This is a genomic window from Amycolatopsis sp. NPDC057786 (assembly GCF_042797905.1).
In the GTDB taxonomy this organism is placed as follows: Bacteria; Actinomycetota; Actinomycetes; order Mycobacteriales; family Pseudonocardiaceae; genus Amycolatopsis.
In genome coordinates, this window is record NZ_JBHVKW010000054.1 from 39,765 (window position 1) to 55,039 (window position 15,275).

Here is a 15,275-nt window from a genome sequence, read left to right on the forward strand (position 1 = left end):
TCGTAGGCCAGGGGCATCATGGCAACTGTGTATCGGGAGACGACGGCACCCGGCGAGCTGGCGGGCATCGTGCGCTGCCTGTGGGAGGAAACGGGCACGGCGCCGAAGCGGATCGTGCCCGACGGCTGCGTGGATCTGGTGGAGAGCGGCGGTGAGGTCTTCGTCGCCGGACCGGACACCGCGGCCTGGACCTGGGAGACCGGCGAACGGGCAAGGGGCGTGCGATTCGCCCCCGGCAGAGCTTGTGACGTCCTGGGCCTGGGCGCCGACGAGCTACGCGATCAGCGTGTCCCCCTCGGCGACCTGTGGGGCGGGGAGGGCGCGCTGCTGGCCGAACGCGTGCTCTCAGGTGCCGCTTCGCTGGCCGACGTCGTCGAGCGGCGCGGAGCAGGACGAGCCGACCGGGAGGTTTCGGAGCTCATCACCAGGCTGGACGGCGGGGCGCCCCGGGTTTCCGCCGCGTTGAAGTGGTTCACCACCGGGGAACGGCAGTTGCGGCGGCGGTTCACCCTCGCGGTGGGCTACGGCCCCGCCACGTACCTGCGTGTCACCCGGTTCCAGCGCGCCATCGCCCTCGCGGGAACGGCGCCGGATCTCGCCTCGCTGGCGTTTTCGGCGGGGTACGCCGACCAGGCTCACCTGAGCCGCGATTGCCGGGAGCTCTCCGGGCTGAAAGCGAGTGAGTTCTTCCGCGCCAGGAAGTGAGCGATGTCCACAGTGGACCGGTACAGGTCACGGTAATACGGGTAGAACTCGTCGTAGACCTCGGCGTCCGCGCCGGGGTGGACGATCTCGGCGACGGGGTTCCAGGCTTCGATATCCGGTTCCCTCCCCAACGCGATCGAGGCGAGGACCGCGTCTCCGAACGCGGCACCGATGGTTTCCGCGGGGATCTCCTGGTCGATCCGCGCGACGTCGCTGACGATCCGCGTCCACACCCCGCCCTGTGTCCCGCCACCGACGGCGACGATCCGGCCGGTGCCGCCACCGGCCTCCCGCATGGCTTCGAGGTTGTGCCGCACGCCGTACGCCGTGCCTTCCAGGGCGGCGCGGTACAGATCGGCACGACCATGGGAGGTGGTGAGCCCGGCGATGACACCCCGCGCGTCCGGGTCCGGCACGGGCGTCCGTTCTCCCGCGAAGTACGGCAGCATCAGCAGACCGCGGCTGCCCGCCGGGACCTCGGCCGCCGCCGCGGCCAGTTCCGCGAACTCACCGCCGACGAGATCCCGCAGCCAATCGGTGATCGCGCCGGAGGTGGCCATCCCCGCGGCGAGCGAATAGCTGCCGGGGAAGGCACCGCGGGTCGTCCACAGCCCCCGCACTGGACGGGGATCGGCGAGCAGCTGGATCAGGAACATCGTCGTGCCGTACATGAGCATCGTGTCCCCAGGCGCGGTGACCCCGACGCTGGTCGCCTCGGCCCAGGCGTCCACAGTCCCCGCGGTCACCGGGATCCCTTGCGGCAGGCCGGTTTCCGCGGCCGCCTCGGCGGTGACCGAACCGGCGACCTCGGTCGGCCACGCGAGCCTCGGCAGCTCGACACCGGGGGCGATCGCGGCGGCCCGGTCCGGCGCCCAGCGGGCCTCGCGCAGGTCGTACATCGGATCACATTGGCTCGCCGAATGATGGTCGAGGACGTATTCACCGGTCAAGCGCAGCACGAGGAACGAACTCGCCATCAGGAAGAGCTTCGCCCGCTCGAATACGTCCGGCTCATTCTTGGCCAGCCAGCGCCATTTCGGCCCGACGGCCTGTGAGCCGAGCGCGCTCCCGCCGCGTTCCACAATGGATTCTTCGCCGAATTCCCGATTCAGTTCCCGGATTTCGTCATAAGCGCGAGTGTCGACGCCGTAAAGGATCGCCGGGCGCAAAGGTTTCCCGGAAGCGTCGGCGGGCAACAGCACCGGCCCGATCCCGCTGACCGACACTCCGATGATGGGATGATCCCCGGCGCCCGCCGAAAGTTCCCTTGCCAGCGCCACGAAGTCCTGCCACCACACGGTTTCCGCGTCGTGCTCGAACCAGCCGGGACGCGGACGGGAAGTTCCGTGCGGCCGGGACGCCCGGGCCACCACGGCGCCCCGGGAATCGACCAGGACACCTTTGGAACTCGAGGTGCCGATGTCGATGCCGAGCACCAGGCCCGGTTCCCGCACGACGCCTCCGAACTCCTCCGCGCGAGTAGCGCGATCAGCGGATGGTAACGATTGTCGGCCAAGCTATTCTTCCCGTGCGAGGGTGTCAACACACCTGCGGAAGGGGAGGTCACGGTGGCCACCATCAACGACGTGGCGGCGAAGGCCGGGGTTTCGACGGCGACCGTGTCGAGAACGCTCAACGGGAAGTCCACTGTGGACCCGGTGCTCGCGGCACGGGTGCAGGCCGCCGCGGCCGAATTGGGGTATCACCCGAACGGCCTCGCGAGGAATCTGCGCCGTCAGGAGACCGCGGTACTCGCGCTCATCATCTCCGACGTGGAGAACCCGTTCTTCACCGCGATCGCCCGCGGCGTGGAGGACATCGCGCAGACGGCGGGCTATTCGGTGGTGCTGTGCAACGCCGACGACAACGAGGAGAAGGAGCGGCGCTATATAGACGTCGCGCTCCAGGAGCGGGTCGCCGGCGTGGTGCTCTCCCCCACCGGCCGGGCCACCAACGTCGACCGGCTGACCGAACGCGGCACTCCCGTGGTCGCCGTCGACCGGCCGCTGCTGAAGAACACCGGCGACCAGGTGCTGGTCGACACCCGCCTCGCCGCCCGCGACGCCACCCGGCATCTGCTCGACGGCGGATACCGGCGGGTCGCCTGCGTCAGCGGACCGCCCGGGGTGCGCACGGCCGAAGACCGGCTGGCCGGTTACACCGATGCCGTCGGCGAGGAGAACGCGCTCACCCGGCGGGCCGAATTCCGCGCCGAGGGCGGCAGGCTCGCCGCGCTCAGCCTGCTCGACGAACCCGAGCCGCCGGACGCGCTGCTGGTCGGCAACAGCACGATGACGATCGGTGTCCTGGAGGCACTGGCCGCACGCGGTCTGCGAGCGGGACAGGACGTCGGGATCGTGTCGTTCGACGACGCGCCGTGGACGACGCTGATCGACCCGCCGCTGACAGTGGTCGCCCAGCCCGCGAACGAGGTGGGCAGGGTCGCCGCCGAACTGCTGCTCGCCCGGATCGGCGACAGCACGCGCAAGGCCACCACGACCACACTGCAGGCGAAACTGATCGTGCGCCGGAGTTCACGGCGCGGCTGACACCCGGAGATCCCAGGTGCACGACGTGCCTGGGCGACCGGTTCGCACCGGCCGCCCAGGAACGCCCCACCCCCTTGTTCCCCCAAGCCGGCCCCACGCCAGCCGGGTTCTCCGAAGCGGTGGGAAGAAATCGTTTACCATTCGGAAGGTAAGTTCCCGTTTACCACCTGTCAAGCCGAAGTCCTGGACAAGCTCGCCCGATCCAGGCAGACTGTGGCGACATTGCCTACTGCGCGTGTTTGATTCCGTGCACTCTGTGTTCATCTCTGGTGAATTCACCCACGAAATCGAGATGAGACCGCACGAACCCGCACAGACGCGTTACCCTAGGCGCTATGTCCATAGCGCTCGAGAACGTTCTCGCCAAGGCGGGCCTGAAGGTCGACGCCAACGAGTTCCTGAACCTCGTCGAGGACGCGGCGCGGAGACTGACTCCACCGAACCCCGATCCGTCGCACTATTTCTCGGCGGACCAGCGGGCCGCGCTCACCGACGTCGGCCTGGACCTCTCCCCCCGGGGCGAGGACGAGCCGGACTTCCGTGCCCGCACGGTCGCCGCGCACGCCGTACTCGCCGATTCCGCGCTGAGCGTACTGGAGGCGGCGAAGGCACTGGGCGTGGACGACAGCCGGATCCGGCACCGCCTGAAGGAAGGCAGGCTCACCGGATGGAAGGACCAGGGCTGGCGCCTGCCCGCCTGGCAGTTCGCCGGTTCCGGGGTGCTGCCCGGCCTGGAGGTCGTGCTGCGCGCCGTCCCCGAAGACCAGCCCGCGCTCGTCGTCGCCGCGTTCATGAGCACTCCGCAGGCCGATCTGGTGATCAACGAGCACCCCGCCACCCCGCGCCAATGGCTCCTCTCCGGCGGCGACCCCGAGCACGTCGCGAGACTGGTGGCCACGCTGGGCTCGCCGTTCTGAGATCCTTGCCCGACGACGGAAATTTCAGTCGGGGGTAGGCCGTAGGCTGACCCCACCGAGCAAGATCACCCGACAAGGACGGACGACTCCCGAGGTATGGCCCGGCTCCCCCTGCCGCCCGCACGCTCTGTCCTGGTCAAGGAGCTGCACCGCACCAACGACGTGGTGACGGTGCACCCCGGCACCAGGCTGGTCAGGATCTTCACCGCGCACGGCAACCACCCCCAGCAGTGGAACTCGTTCCGCTACACCGGCCCGCTTCCGCACGGCCGGTTCGACCCGCAGACCCCCGGTCGCGGCGGTCGTCCGGTCACCGACCCCGGAAACGGCGTCCTGTACTTCGGTCTCACCGTGCGCACCAGCATCGCGGAGGTCTTCCAGACCACGTCGACGGTCGACCGCAAGTCCCGCGGCCCGCGCCTGGTCGTCGTCCGGCCGACCCGCACGCTGCGGCTGCTCGACCTCGCCGGCCTGTGGCCGACCAGGGTCGGCGCCTCGCAGGAGATCTCCAGCGGCCCGAAGAAGATCACCCAGACCTGGGCCCGCGCCATCCGCGCCGCCTTCGGTGACCTCGACGGCGTCTGGTACCGGTCGTCCATGGACTCCGGCGGCCCCGCGCTCGCGCTGTGGGACCCGCCCGCCGGGAACTCGCTGCCGGTCGCGCCGGACGTCCTGCTCCCGCTGGACCATCCGGGGCTCGACGTCCCGCTGGGCCGGGTGTGCGAAGAGCTGAACTACACGCTTCTCAGCTGACCCCAGTGCCATGAAAGGTCCTTTCCTTGCGAATTTTGCAAGGAAAGGACCTTTCATGGCACTCCAGGGACCGAAGATCAGAGGTGGCGCCCCCACCACTCCAGTACCGCGTCGAACCGCTGCACCCGGTGCCGCGGCAGACCGGAACGCGTGAGTTCGTGCCCCTCGCCGGGGAACAGCAGGAATTCGGCCGCGACGCCGTTCTGCCGCAGCGCCACGTACATCCGCTGCGCCTGCTCCAGCGGGCAGCGCCAGTCCTGCTCGGAATGCGCGACCATGAACGGGATGTCGATCTTCCCCGCGTACGTCAGCGGGCTGCGCTTGCGCTGCTCTTCGACATCGTCGCCGGCGTAGCCCCCGGCGAAGAACCAGCCGATGTCGGAACTGCCGACGAACGAGTCCCAGGCGTTGACCGCGCGCTCGCTCCACGCGGCGCGGAACCGGCCGCCGTGGTGTGCGGCGAGCCAGCTGGTCATGAAGCCGCCGTACGAACCGCCCATCACGCCGACCCGGTCACCGTCCAGATCGGGCAGTTTGACCGCTTCGTCCAGCAACGCCAGCAGATCGTCCGCGTCGACGGTGCCGAGGCCGTGGACGATGCTCCGGCCGTGACTTTCGCCGTAGCCGGCGGAACCGCGCGGGTTGCCGAGGACGACGGCGTAGCCCGCGGCGGCGAGCACCTGCGCCTCGTCGAAGACCTTCCATTCGTACGCCGCGAACGGTCCACCGTGGACCATCAGGACCACGGGATGCGGTCCGTCTCCTTCGGGCCGGACGACCCATCCGTGGACCGGGTAGCCGTCCGGAGCGGTCGCGTTCAGTTCGTCCAGCGGCAGGATTCCGGTGTCCCGCAACGCCTTCGAGTAGTCGGTGAGCACACGCTGTTCGCCGCCGGAAAGCAGCACGACGTCCCCGGAACTCTCGGGCGTCCCGATCACCGCGACGATCCGTTCACCGTCGACGGCGAACGACTTCACCGCGGTGCGCTCGCCCGCCAGGTGGCGCAGAGACTTCAGCTCGGCCAGTTCGGCGTCGAGGGGAACGGCGCGCAACTCGGCGGCGCCGCGGGCGCTGACCACGACCAGGACCTCGTCGCCGACGACGACCGGAGAGCCCGCCGCGTTGTCGCAGTCCACCGTTTCGACGTCGGTCAACCGGCGCGGTGAAGAGGGCTCGTCACCGGAGGGCCACGGTGCCCGCCAGAGCCCGGTGTTGCGGGCGACGTCTTCCATACCGGGGAATTCGTTGCCGTAGAACAGGATCGAACCGTCCGGGGCGACGACCGGCCGGTCCGCGGTGCCCAGGGAGCGGACCAGCTGCCGGGGTTCGCCACCGCCCGCGGGCACGGCGTAGACGTCCGAACGGACGGTGTCTTCGGCGGCCCAGTCACGCGGACCGCTGAACAGGACCTGCTCGCCGTCGGCCGTCCACGAAGGATGGTCGACGTCGGCCCGGTCGTCGGTCAGCGGCGTGAGCTCGGCGGGCGACTCGTCGTCCAGCGCGGCGATGGCGTCCACGACGAACAGACGCTGTGGACGGTCGTTGAGGAAACCCACGTCGTCGACGCGGTAGAAGAGGTTCGTGATGTGCCGCGGCGCTTCTTCCCCCGGCTCCGGCGTTTCGCCGTCCGCGTTCTCGGTGCCGTAGCGGCCGGGCTCGGGCACACGGGCGACGAAGGCGATCCGGCGGGAATCGGGTGCCCAGACCGGGGCACCCGCGCCGAGAGGTACGTCGGTGATCCGTTTCCCGTCACCGCCGGCCGCGGGCATCACGTGCACCTGCGGCTTGGCCGCGCGCCCGGAGCCCTCCCCCGCCCGGAGGAACGCGACCCATCGGCCGTCCGGCGAGATGGCGGGGGCGGAGTCCTTGGCCCCGTGGGTCCAGGCCCCCTCTCCACCGCCACCCAGATCGACCCTGCGCAGGGCTCCGCGGTAGCTGTTGGTCTTCAGATCAGGCCTGCTCACCGCGGTGAGCAGCAGGTCGCCACGCAGCGCGAGGATGCCGGGGACCGTCAGGGCTTCGATGTCAACGGGACGCACGGCCCCGACGGTACCCGATCCTTAGCAGCTCTAACTACTGATTGAAGACTCCTGCTGGGCGGCTTCCAGCTTCTTCGCCTTCGCGAGGCTGGCCACCGTCGTCACGGTCAGGACCACGACGATGACGCCGAGGGAGACCCAGTTGTTGATGTCCAGCCAGTCCGGGACGACGTGGTACTCGTGCAGCGCGTGCAGGAACAGCTTGGCGCCGATGAAGGCGAGGATCACCGCGAGGCCGTAGGACAGGTACACCAGCTTGGTGACCAGGCCACCGAGCAGGAAGTACAGCTGGCGCAGGCCCATCAGCGCGAACGCGTTGGCGGTGAAGACCAGGAAGGCCTCCTGCGTGATACCGAAGATCGCGGGGATCGAGTCGACCGCGAACAGCAGGTCCGCGCTGCCGATCGCGACGATCACCAGGAACATCGGGGTGATCCAGCGCTTGCCGTCCTTCTTCACGAAGGACTTGTGCCCGTGCCACTCTTCGGTGACCGGGAAGAGCTTGCGCACCCAGCGGGTGAGCGCGTTCTCTTCGTATTCCTCTTCTTCGTCCTTGTTGCGGACCATGCTGATCGCGGTCCAGATGAGGACGGCGCCGAAGAGGAAGAAGACCCAGACGAACTGCGCGATCAGCGCGGCGCCCACGGCGATGAACACGCTGCGCATGGCGAGCGCGAGCAGGATGCCGATCAGCAGCACCCGGTGCTGGTGGATCGCGGGCACCTTGAACGACGTCATGATGATCATGAAGATGAACAGGTTGTCGACGCTCAGCGAGTACTCGGTGATGTACCCGGTGAAGAACTGGACACCGAAGTCGTGCCCGGCGAAGACCCAGACGCCGACGCCGAACGCGATGGCCACGGCGATGTAGAAGATGACCCACCTGGCGGCTTCGCCGGTGGTGACCTCATGTGGCTTGCGATCGACGATGACGAGGTCGAGTGCGATCAGCGCGAGCAGACCGCCGACCGTGGCGATCCATAGCCACAGGGGAACAGACATGTAACCAACCCTCCGGAAAGTGCACAGCAGCAACTAACCGGAGGTCTCTTCCGCCGGTACGAAAAACCGGCCGACGGTGCCGGGGGCCTGCGAAGACCACCGTGCTGACGACACCGCCGCGAAGGAATACTCCCCTCACAGCTGGTCCAGTTTGACCTGTCTGTACGCATGACGCCAGTTAAGGTTGCCCTTGTCACCAAGATGATGGCGTAACTCCCGTCACACCCACCTCTTCTCGCTCCTTGAGTACCCGTTCCGGTGGCGGCCTAACGTCACCCTTGTGTGGTCCGTGTGTGCCGGGGAAGCGGTTCTCAGCTTCGGTGAAATACGGTCGTTCCGTGCCCCGAATCCCGCTCCCTCGCACGCGAGGCGCGAAGCTCACCGCGCTCGCCGCGGTCGTGGTGGTCCTGGCCGCCGCGGCCGTCGTGTGGACGAACAGCGAACCCGCGCCGTCCGCGGTCAGAACCCAGGACGCGACCCTCGACCTGCCCGAAACCCCTGGCTCGTCCGAGGTCGTGAAGATCGACACGACCACGTACCTGCCCGAACGGACCCCGGCTCCGGCCGTCCTGCTCGCCCACGGTTTCGGCGGTGACAAGAACAGCGTCGCCACCGAAGCCCGCGAACTCGCCGACAAGGGTTTCGTCGTGCTGACCTGGTCCGCGCGCGGTTTCGGCCGCAGCACCGGGAAGATCGCGCTGAACGACCCCGACCGGGAGGTCGCCGACGCCAAGAAGCTGATCGACGGCCTGGCCACCCGGCCCGAGGTCCTCAGCGAGAACGGCGACCCGAAGGTGGCCGTGTCCGGCGCCTCGTACGGTGGCGCGCTGTCCCTGCTGCTCGCCGGGACCGACAAACGGGTCGACGCGATCGCGCCGGTGATCACCTACAACGATCTCGCGCAGGGCCTCTTCCCGAACGCCGCCGCCCCGGCCGCGCCTAACGCCGCCACCCCGGCCGCCGGCGCGTTCACCGCGGACGGCGTCTTCAAGAAGTCGTGGGCAGGCATCTTCTTCTCCGCCGGTTCCGGCGCCGCGCAGAGCGGATCCCCCGCCAACGACGCGCCCGAAGCCGGCGACGAGACGAGCGAATCCGGTGCGGCGCAGGGCACCGGCGCGGCGGGGGCCGCGGCGCAGTCACTGCCGCTCGGTGGCCAGAACGGGCAGCGGCCACCGTCCGGTCCGGCCGACCCTTGTGGACGGTTCACCGCCGATGTCTGCCAGGCCTACACCGAGCTCGCCACCACGGGGAAGGCGAGCCAGAAGACCGTCGATCTGCTCCGCCGGGTCTCCCCCGCGTCCGTGACGGACAAGATCACCGTGCCGACCCTGCTGGTGCAGGGCGAAAGCGACACGCTGTTCGGGCTGGACCAGTCCGACGCGACCGCCCGGCAGATCACCGCGGCCGGCGGCAAGGTCCGCACGATCTGGTACACCGGCGGCCACGACGGCGGGAAGCCAGGGCAGAAACTGCGCGCGCAGATCGCCGACTTCCTCAAGTTCTCCCTCACCGGGCAGGGCACCGACCCCGGCACCGGGTTCAGCTACGACATCCAGGGCACGCTGCGGGCCAACGGCGCCCCCTCGGTCCGGACCGTCACCGCACCGGCGTACCCGGGAGCGACCGGGGACGCCACCGAGCGACGTCAGTTCACCCTGGCGGGCCCGCCACAGCCGGTCGTGCGGCCCGCCGGCGGCAATCCCGCCGCGGTGAGCGGGATCCCCGGCTTGAACGGGGCGGTGGCGGGTTCGTCCCGGCTTTCCGGTCTGTTCAGCCTGGATCCGCCGGGGCAGGCCGCGCAGTTCGCGACACCGCCGCTCGACGCGCAGACGATCGCGGCCGGTTCGTCGACGGTCCGCCTTCAGATCTCGGCCGATCCGGCCGCCGCGGCTCCCCAGAAGGAAGCCGTCCTGTTCGCGAAGCTCTACGACGTCAACTCGGAAGGTGTCCGCACGCTTCCGGCCAACGCCGTCGCCCCCTTCCGCGTCTCGGGCCTGCCCGCCGACGGCAGCCCGGTCGAGGTGACGGTGACCCTGCCGGGCATCGTGCGACCGTTGGAGGCCGGGCATACGCTGCGGCTGGTCGTCGCCACGACGGACCAGGCGTTCGCGACGCCGGTCGAGCCCGCCGTGTTCCGCATCGGGCTGGCGGACGGCGGACGGCTCGGAGTGCCGGTCGTCCCCGGCAACTCGGTCGGCGCGGGCGCGCCCACCGCGCAGTTGCTCGGGATCGCCGGAACGCTGCTCGCGGGGATCGCGATTACCGTGATCGCGGCGTTCCGCCGCCGCCGTGCCCATGACGTCGACGAGAGCCTGGCGAAGACGCCGCTCGTGATCGAAGGTCTGCGCAAGGCCTACGCGGGCGGGTTCGTCGCGGTGAAGGATCTGTCGTTCCGCGTCGAACCCGGCCAGGTGCTCGGTCTGCTCGGGCCGAACGGCGCGGGCAAGACGACGACCCTGCGCATGCTGATGGGGCTCATCACGCCGACCGCGGGCACCATCCGCGTATTCGGCCACCTGATCGCGCCCGGTGCGCCGGTGCTGTCCCGGATCGGGTCCTTTGTGGAGGGTTCGGGCTTCCTGCCGCATCTGTCCGGCAAGGAGAACCTGGAGCTGTACTGGGCGAGCACCGGCCGCCCGAGGGAGAAGGCGCATTTCGCCGAGGCACTGGAGATCGCCGGGCTCGGCGACGCGGTGAACCGGCGGGTCCGCACCTACAGCCAGGGCATGCGGCAACGACTCGCCATCGCGCAGGCGATGCTCGGCCTGCCGGAGCTCATGGTGCTCGACGAACCGACCAACGGGCTCGACCCGCCACAGATCCACCAGATGCGTGAGGTGCTCCAGCGCTACGCGGCGACCGGGCGCACCGTGGTGGTCTCGAGCCACCTGCTGGCCGAGGTCGAGCAGACCTGTACGCACGTGGTCGTGATGCACCGCGGCATGCTGGTCGCCTCGGGTGAGGTCGGCGAACTGGCCGCGTCCAGCGGCGAGGCGACGTTCCGCGTCGACAAGCCCGCCGAAGCGGCCGAAGCGCTGCGGAAGGTCGGCGGCGTATCCGGCGTCGACGTCGACGGTGAACTGGTCCACGCGGATCTCGACGGTCTCGCGCGTGCCGAGGCGGTCGCCGTCCTGGTGCGGGCCGGGGTCGCGGTCGAGCAGGCCGGGCCGAGGCGCCGTCTGGAAGACGCGTTCCTGCAGCTGGTCGGAGAGGACTCGAAGGGTGAGTAAGACCAATGGTTCCGGCCCGGCGACCCGGGCGGATCACGGCGTGCACACCGATCCGGCGGCCCTGCTGGAGCTGACCGAGGTCGCGTCGCACGAACCGACCGAGGTCGGCCCGGACGGGGCGGTGGCGGGTTACCGCGCCGACCGGACGCTGCGGCTCGGCGTCGAACTGAAACGGCAGCTCAAACGCCGCCGGACCCAGCTGATGCTGGGGTTCGTCGCGCTGCTGCCGTTCATCCTGGTGATCGCGTTCGAGATCGGGCAGGCCAACCCGAACCGCCGCAGCGGCGGCTTCGTCGACCTCGCCACCGCGAGCGCGCCGAACTTCGTGGTGCTCGCGCTGTTCGTCTCCGGGACGTTCCTGCTCCCGATGATCGTGGCGTTGTTCTACGGCGACACGATCGCGAGCGAGGCGTCGTGGTCGAGCCTGAAGTACCTGCTCGCGATGCCGGTCCCCCGGCACCGGGTACTGCGGCAGAAGGCGATCGTCTCCGGCATCCTGTCCGCGGTCGCGCTGATCCTGTTGCCGCTGGTTTCGCTGGTGGTCGGCGTCATCTGGTACGGCGCGGGCGACGCGATCAGCCCGACCGGGGACGCCGTGTCGTTCGGCGACAGTCTCATCGCCATGGGGCTCGCGACGGTCTACATCATCCTGCAGCTGGCGTGGGTGGCCGGTCTGGCGATGCTGCTCTCGGTCGCCACCGACGCCCCGCTGGGCGCCGTCGGCGGAGCGGTGATCGTCGCGATCGTCTCGCAGATCCTCGACCAGATCACCGCGCTCGAAGGGCTGCGCGACTACCTTCCGACGCATTTCGCGTTCTCGTGGATGGATCTGATCTCGACCGACATCGACTGGACGAACATGGCCAACGGCATGCTGTCCGCGGCGTTGTACGGCACGGTGTTCTTCCTTCTTGCCGGCCGCCGGTTCGCGACGAAGGACATCACCAGCTGAGAGCGTTTCCGCACCGGAAAAACACCGGGGTCCACCGGGAAGACGAAACCCTCTTCCCTGGTGGGCCCCGGTTTTCACTGGCCGTGGCGACCTTCACCCATTAGCGCGGGTAACCGGTGTTTCATGCGCATGAGAACATCGATTTTCCGATCATCGACTCATTGGGTGAAAACCCCGCATTCATCTTCGGGGACCTCCGGAAAATCCTTATCTTCAGTGGAAAGGTGCCGACGCGAGCGGAAAGCGGGGATGTCACCATGACCCAGTCAGTCGAGACACCGGTCCAGGAATTCTCTCTTGATTGGACCATGAGCACCGGCAAGGGCGGCCGGGTCGGATTCGCCGTCTCGGGCCAGGTGACACTTCTCGACAACAATCGGTTCTACAAGATCGACGGGGTCCTCTACATCTCCGAGGGCAGCGCCTACTGCCGCGAAATCGGCAATCCGCATCTCTTCGTCCGGCGCAACGGCGTCGAGGAGAGCGGCAGGCAGTGGGGCTGGGAGACGATCTGCAACCGCAAGTCCTGTGCCAGGCTGTGTTCGATGGACGCCTACTTCGTGCGCACCGGCTACTGGGCGCCCGCCGACCGCGCCATCCAGCTCGGTATCGGCGCCGAGACCGGCTGGAACCGCAAGCGGTCCTTCAGCCCGACGGTCACCGTGAAGCTCAGGGACTGAGCGGTCCACTGTAGATCCTCGCGGGCTCGGGTACGGTCGAGGCCATGGCCACCTCCTCGATCCGCGTGGACGACGAAGGCGGGATCGCCGTCGTCACCCTGCAGCACGGCAAGGCGAACACACTCGACACCGAGTTCTGCCGGGAACTGACCGTCCGGCTCGAAGACGTCCAGCTCGCCGGCCATCGCGGTGTCGTGCTGACCGGGACCGGCGGCATCTTCTCGGCGGGTGTCGACCTGCGGCGGGTGCACGACGGCGGCGCGGACTATCTCGAGGACTTCCTGCCCGCGCTGTCGGACGCGTTCCTCTCGGTCTTCGGTTTCCCCGGCCCGGTGGTCGCGGCCGTCAACGGGCACGCGATCGCCGGCGGGGCGGTGCTCGCCGCCGCCTGCGACCGCCGCGTCCTCGCCGACGGCCCCGGCCGGATCGGGATCACCGAGCTGCTCGTCGGCGTGCCGTTCCCGTTGGCGGCGCTGGAGATCCTGCGGTCCGGGTTCGGCGCCGACGTCCTCGCCGAACTCGCGTTCCTCGGCGAGACCCACCTGCCGGCGGACGCGCTCCGGCTCGGCCTGGTGAACGAGGTGACCGCGCCCGGGAACGTCGTCGAGCGGGCGGTGGAGGTGGCCGGGAAGCTCGCCGAGATCCCGGCGGCCGCGTACGCGCACACGAAGGCGCAGCTGCACCGGCCGTTCCACGAGCGCATCGCCGAACACCGCACCGGCGACGACGCCCACGTCCTCGAACTGTGGAGCTCTCCCGAAGCCCTCGCGGCCATCAAGGCCTACGTCGACCGGGTGCTGCGCGGCTCGACCGGATAGGCGATTGCCCACCGGCGGGGTCTCTGTGAGTATCCGACCGCTCAACAGGTCCCGATGGGGAGGGCATGGATGCGGAAGCTTACGGCCGCGTGGTCGGTTCTGGCGACAATCGTTCTCGCACTGGCCGGGCTGACCCCGGCCGCGCAGGCGGCACCCGGCGACATCGAGGACGCGCTCGCGCGGATCCCCGGGCTGACCGTCGTCTCGGAGAATCCGGCGCCGACCGGGTACCGGTTCTTCAAACTCACCTACACCCAGCCGGTCGACCACCGCAGGCCGGACCGCGGCACCTTCCAGCAGCGATTCACCTTGCTGCACAAGGAATTCCGGTCGCCGACCGTGGTGTACACGAGCGGGTACAACGTCTCGCAAGCGCCCAACCGCTCGGAGCCGACCCAGATCGTCGACGGCAACCAGCTGTCCATGGAGTACCGGTTCTTCACCCCCTCCCGGCCGGACAATCCGGACTGGGGCAAGCAGCTGACGATCTGGCAGGCCGCCGCCGATCAGCACCGCGCCGTCGAGGCGTTCAAGCGGATCTATCCTGGCAAGTGGCTCGCGACCGGCGGCAGCAAGGGCGGCATGACGGCGACCTACTTCCGTAGGTTTTTCCCGGACGACGTCGACGCGACGATCCCGTACGTCGCGCCCAACGACGTCATCAACGCGCACGACCGCTACAACCGGTTCCTGGCGAACGTCGGCGACGCCCCGGCCTGCCGGTCGGCGCTGAAGGCGATCCAGCGTGACGTGCTGACCCGGCGTTCCGAGTTCGCGGCGCTCGCCGCCGCCGACGCGGCCAAGAACGGCTACACGTTCAAGACCGTCGGCTCCGCGGACGTGTCGCTGGAGATCTCCGTCATCGACTCGTACTTCGCCTTCTGGCAGTACCAGAGGCAGTCGGACTGCGCGACGATCCCGAAGGCGGGTGCCCCGGCGGCGGAGGTCTACGCCTGGTTCGAACGCGTCGAGAGCCTGAACACCTACTCCGACCAGAACCTCGAGGTCTACGTCCCGTACTACTTCCAGGCGGCCTACCAGCTCGGCGCCCCCGAGTCCTACGAAGGCTATCTGCGGGATCTGCTGCGCTACCCGGGCTCCAACGTGTCGCGGACGTTCGTGCCGGATTCGGTCGACATCCCGCGGTTCGACCATCTGGCGATGCCGGACATCGATTTCTGGGTGAAGTCCCAGGGGAAGCGGCTGATGTTCGTCAATGGCGAGAACGACCCGTGGAGTGCGGAGCCGTTCAAGCTCGGCTTCGGCACGAAGGATTCGTACAGCTACACGGTGCCGGGCGGGAACCACGGCGCGCGGATCTCGCAGCTTCCCGCGGCGCAGGCCGCCGAAGCGACGAACACCGTGCGGCGGTGGGCCGGTCTGCCTCCGGTCTCGCCCGGCGTCAGCACGCGTTCGGTGCCCGCCGGGTTCCCGGACTTCGATGCCGACTTGACGATGCTGGAGCGGCGGCGCCTCTGACCGTTCTCGTGAGTGGTAAGTCAAATGTGGCGTGGCGGCCCCTTGTCACGGTCGCGGCGGGTAGTGACGTCCGCGTCCAGCCCTGAAGGTCATCCCTCGCCAAGTACATGAAGGCCCCCTTCCTTGCGCCTGGCGCAAGGAAGGGGGC

The 15,275-nt window shown here is 69.0% G+C and carries 12 protein-coding genes; 9 read left to right on the top strand and 3 right to left on the bottom strand.

What is annotated here, in order from left to right:
- Nucleotides 1-18: 18 nt before the first annotated feature.
- Complete coding sequence (locus ACFVM3_RS25125) at nucleotides 19-705, top strand: helix-turn-helix domain-containing protein (RefSeq protein WP_378442255.1); 687 nt, start codon at nucleotides 19-21, stop codon at nucleotides 703-705.
- On the opposite strand, the gene ACFVM3_RS25130 is transcribed toward ACFVM3_RS25125, so the two are convergent.
- A complete protein-coding gene (locus tag ACFVM3_RS25130) occupies nucleotides 636-2,159 on the bottom strand; it encodes an FGGY-family carbohydrate kinase (RefSeq protein WP_378442257.1) in 1,524 nt (507 codons plus the stop codon). The two genes, ACFVM3_RS25125 and ACFVM3_RS25130, sit on opposite strands and share 70 nt — an antisense overlap.
- Nucleotides 2,160-2,273: 114 nt before the next feature.
- Here ACFVM3_RS25130 and ACFVM3_RS25135 point away from each other — a divergent pair, with 114 nt between their 5' ends.
- The 3 genes from ACFVM3_RS25135 to ACFVM3_RS25145 all read left to right on the top strand — a co-directional run bounded on the left by ACFVM3_RS25135 (nucleotide 2,274) and on the right by ACFVM3_RS25145 (nucleotide 4,924).
- The gene (locus ACFVM3_RS25135; RefSeq protein WP_378442259.1) at nucleotides 2,274-3,254 is read left to right on the top strand and encodes a LacI family DNA-binding transcriptional regulator; all 981 of its coding nucleotides are present in this window, start codon (nucleotides 2,274-2,276) and stop codon (nucleotides 3,252-3,254) included.
- Between the two features lie 335 nt (nucleotides 3,255-3,589).
- A complete protein-coding gene (locus ACFVM3_RS25140) occupies nucleotides 3,590-4,171 on the top strand; it encodes a DNA-binding protein (protein ID WP_340688302.1) in 582 nt (193 codons plus the stop codon).
- Between the two features lie 96 nt (nucleotides 4,172-4,267).
- Nucleotides 4,268-4,924: an RES family NAD+ phosphorylase gene (locus ACFVM3_RS25145; RefSeq protein WP_378442261.1), complete on the top strand. Its 657-nt coding sequence runs from the start codon at nucleotides 4,268-4,270 to the stop codon at nucleotides 4,922-4,924.
- A 77-nt stretch (nucleotides 4,925-5,001) separates the two neighbouring features.
- Here the strand turns inward: ACFVM3_RS25145 and ACFVM3_RS25150 are convergent, their stop codons facing one another.
- Both ACFVM3_RS25150 and ACFVM3_RS25155 read right to left on the bottom strand, forming a co-directional pair.
- Complete coding sequence (locus ACFVM3_RS25150; protein ID WP_378442263.1) at nucleotides 5,002-6,963, bottom strand: S9 family peptidase; 1,962 nt, start codon at nucleotides 6,961-6,963, stop codon at nucleotides 5,002-5,004.
- 30 nt (nucleotides 6,964-6,993) lie between these two features.
- Entirely contained in the window at nucleotides 6,994-7,968 is a 975-nt protein-coding gene (locus tag ACFVM3_RS25155; RefSeq protein WP_378442265.1) for a TerC family protein, read from the bottom strand.
- Nucleotides 7,969-8,288: 320 nt separating this feature from the next.
- On the opposite strand from ACFVM3_RS25155, the gene ACFVM3_RS25160 reads away from it, so the two are divergent.
- From ACFVM3_RS25160 to ACFVM3_RS25180, 5 genes are all read left to right on the top strand, one after another.
- The gene (locus ACFVM3_RS25160) at nucleotides 8,289-11,198 is read left to right on the top strand and encodes an alpha/beta fold hydrolase (protein WP_378442267.1); all 2,910 of its coding nucleotides are present in this window, start codon (nucleotides 8,289-8,291) and stop codon (nucleotides 11,196-11,198) included.
- Nucleotides 11,191-12,150 carry an ABC transporter permease gene (locus ACFVM3_RS25165; RefSeq protein ID WP_340688298.1) on the top strand — a complete coding sequence of 320 codons (960 nt, stop codon included), beginning with the start codon at nucleotides 11,191-11,193 and terminating at the stop codon, nucleotides 12,148-12,150. Before ACFVM3_RS25160 ends, ACFVM3_RS25165 begins: the two co-directional genes overlap by 8 nt.
- Before the next feature lie 257 nt (nucleotides 12,151-12,407).
- Nucleotides 12,408-12,830: a hypothetical protein gene (locus ACFVM3_RS25170; protein WP_378442269.1), complete on the top strand. Its 423-nt coding sequence runs from the start codon at nucleotides 12,408-12,410 to the stop codon at nucleotides 12,828-12,830.
- Between the two features lie 44 nt (nucleotides 12,831-12,874).
- Nucleotides 12,875-13,648, top strand: a complete 774-nt coding sequence (locus ACFVM3_RS25175) for an enoyl-CoA hydratase/isomerase family protein (RefSeq protein WP_378442271.1) — start codon at nucleotides 12,875-12,877, stop codon at nucleotides 13,646-13,648.
- A gap of 69 nt (nucleotides 13,649-13,717) precedes the next feature.
- Nucleotides 13,718-15,127, top strand: a complete 1,410-nt coding sequence (locus ACFVM3_RS25180; RefSeq protein ID WP_378442273.1) for a S28 family serine protease — start codon at nucleotides 13,718-13,720, stop codon at nucleotides 15,125-15,127.
- Nucleotides 15,128-15,275: the final 148 nt, after the last annotated feature.

Excerpts from the sequence above, each read along its gene's own strand:
- ACFVM3_RS25180 (WP_378442273.1), top strand. The coding sequence starts at position 13,718 with ATGCGGAAGCTTACGGCCGCGTGGTCGGTTCTGGCGACAATCGTTCTC.
- ACFVM3_RS25170 (WP_378442269.1), top strand. The coding sequence starts at position 12,408 with ATGACCCAGTCAGTCGAGACACCGGTCCAGGAATTCTCTCTTGATTGG.
- ACFVM3_RS25175 (WP_378442271.1), top strand. The coding sequence starts at position 12,875 with ATGGCCACCTCCTCGATCCGCGTGGACGACGAAGGCGGGATCGCCGTC.
- ACFVM3_RS25155 (WP_378442265.1), bottom strand. The coding sequence starts at position 7,968 with ATGTCTGTTCCCCTGTGGCTATGGATCGCCACGGTCGGCGGTCTGCTC.
- ACFVM3_RS25125 (WP_378442255.1), top strand. The coding sequence starts at position 19 with ATGGCAACTGTGTATCGGGAGACGACGGCACCCGGCGAGCTGGCGGGC.
- ACFVM3_RS25145 (WP_378442261.1), top strand. The coding sequence starts at position 4,268 with ATGGCCCGGCTCCCCCTGCCGCCCGCACGCTCTGTCCTGGTCAAGGAG.
- ACFVM3_RS25140 (WP_340688302.1), top strand. The coding sequence starts at position 3,590 with ATGTCCATAGCGCTCGAGAACGTTCTCGCCAAGGCGGGCCTGAAGGTC.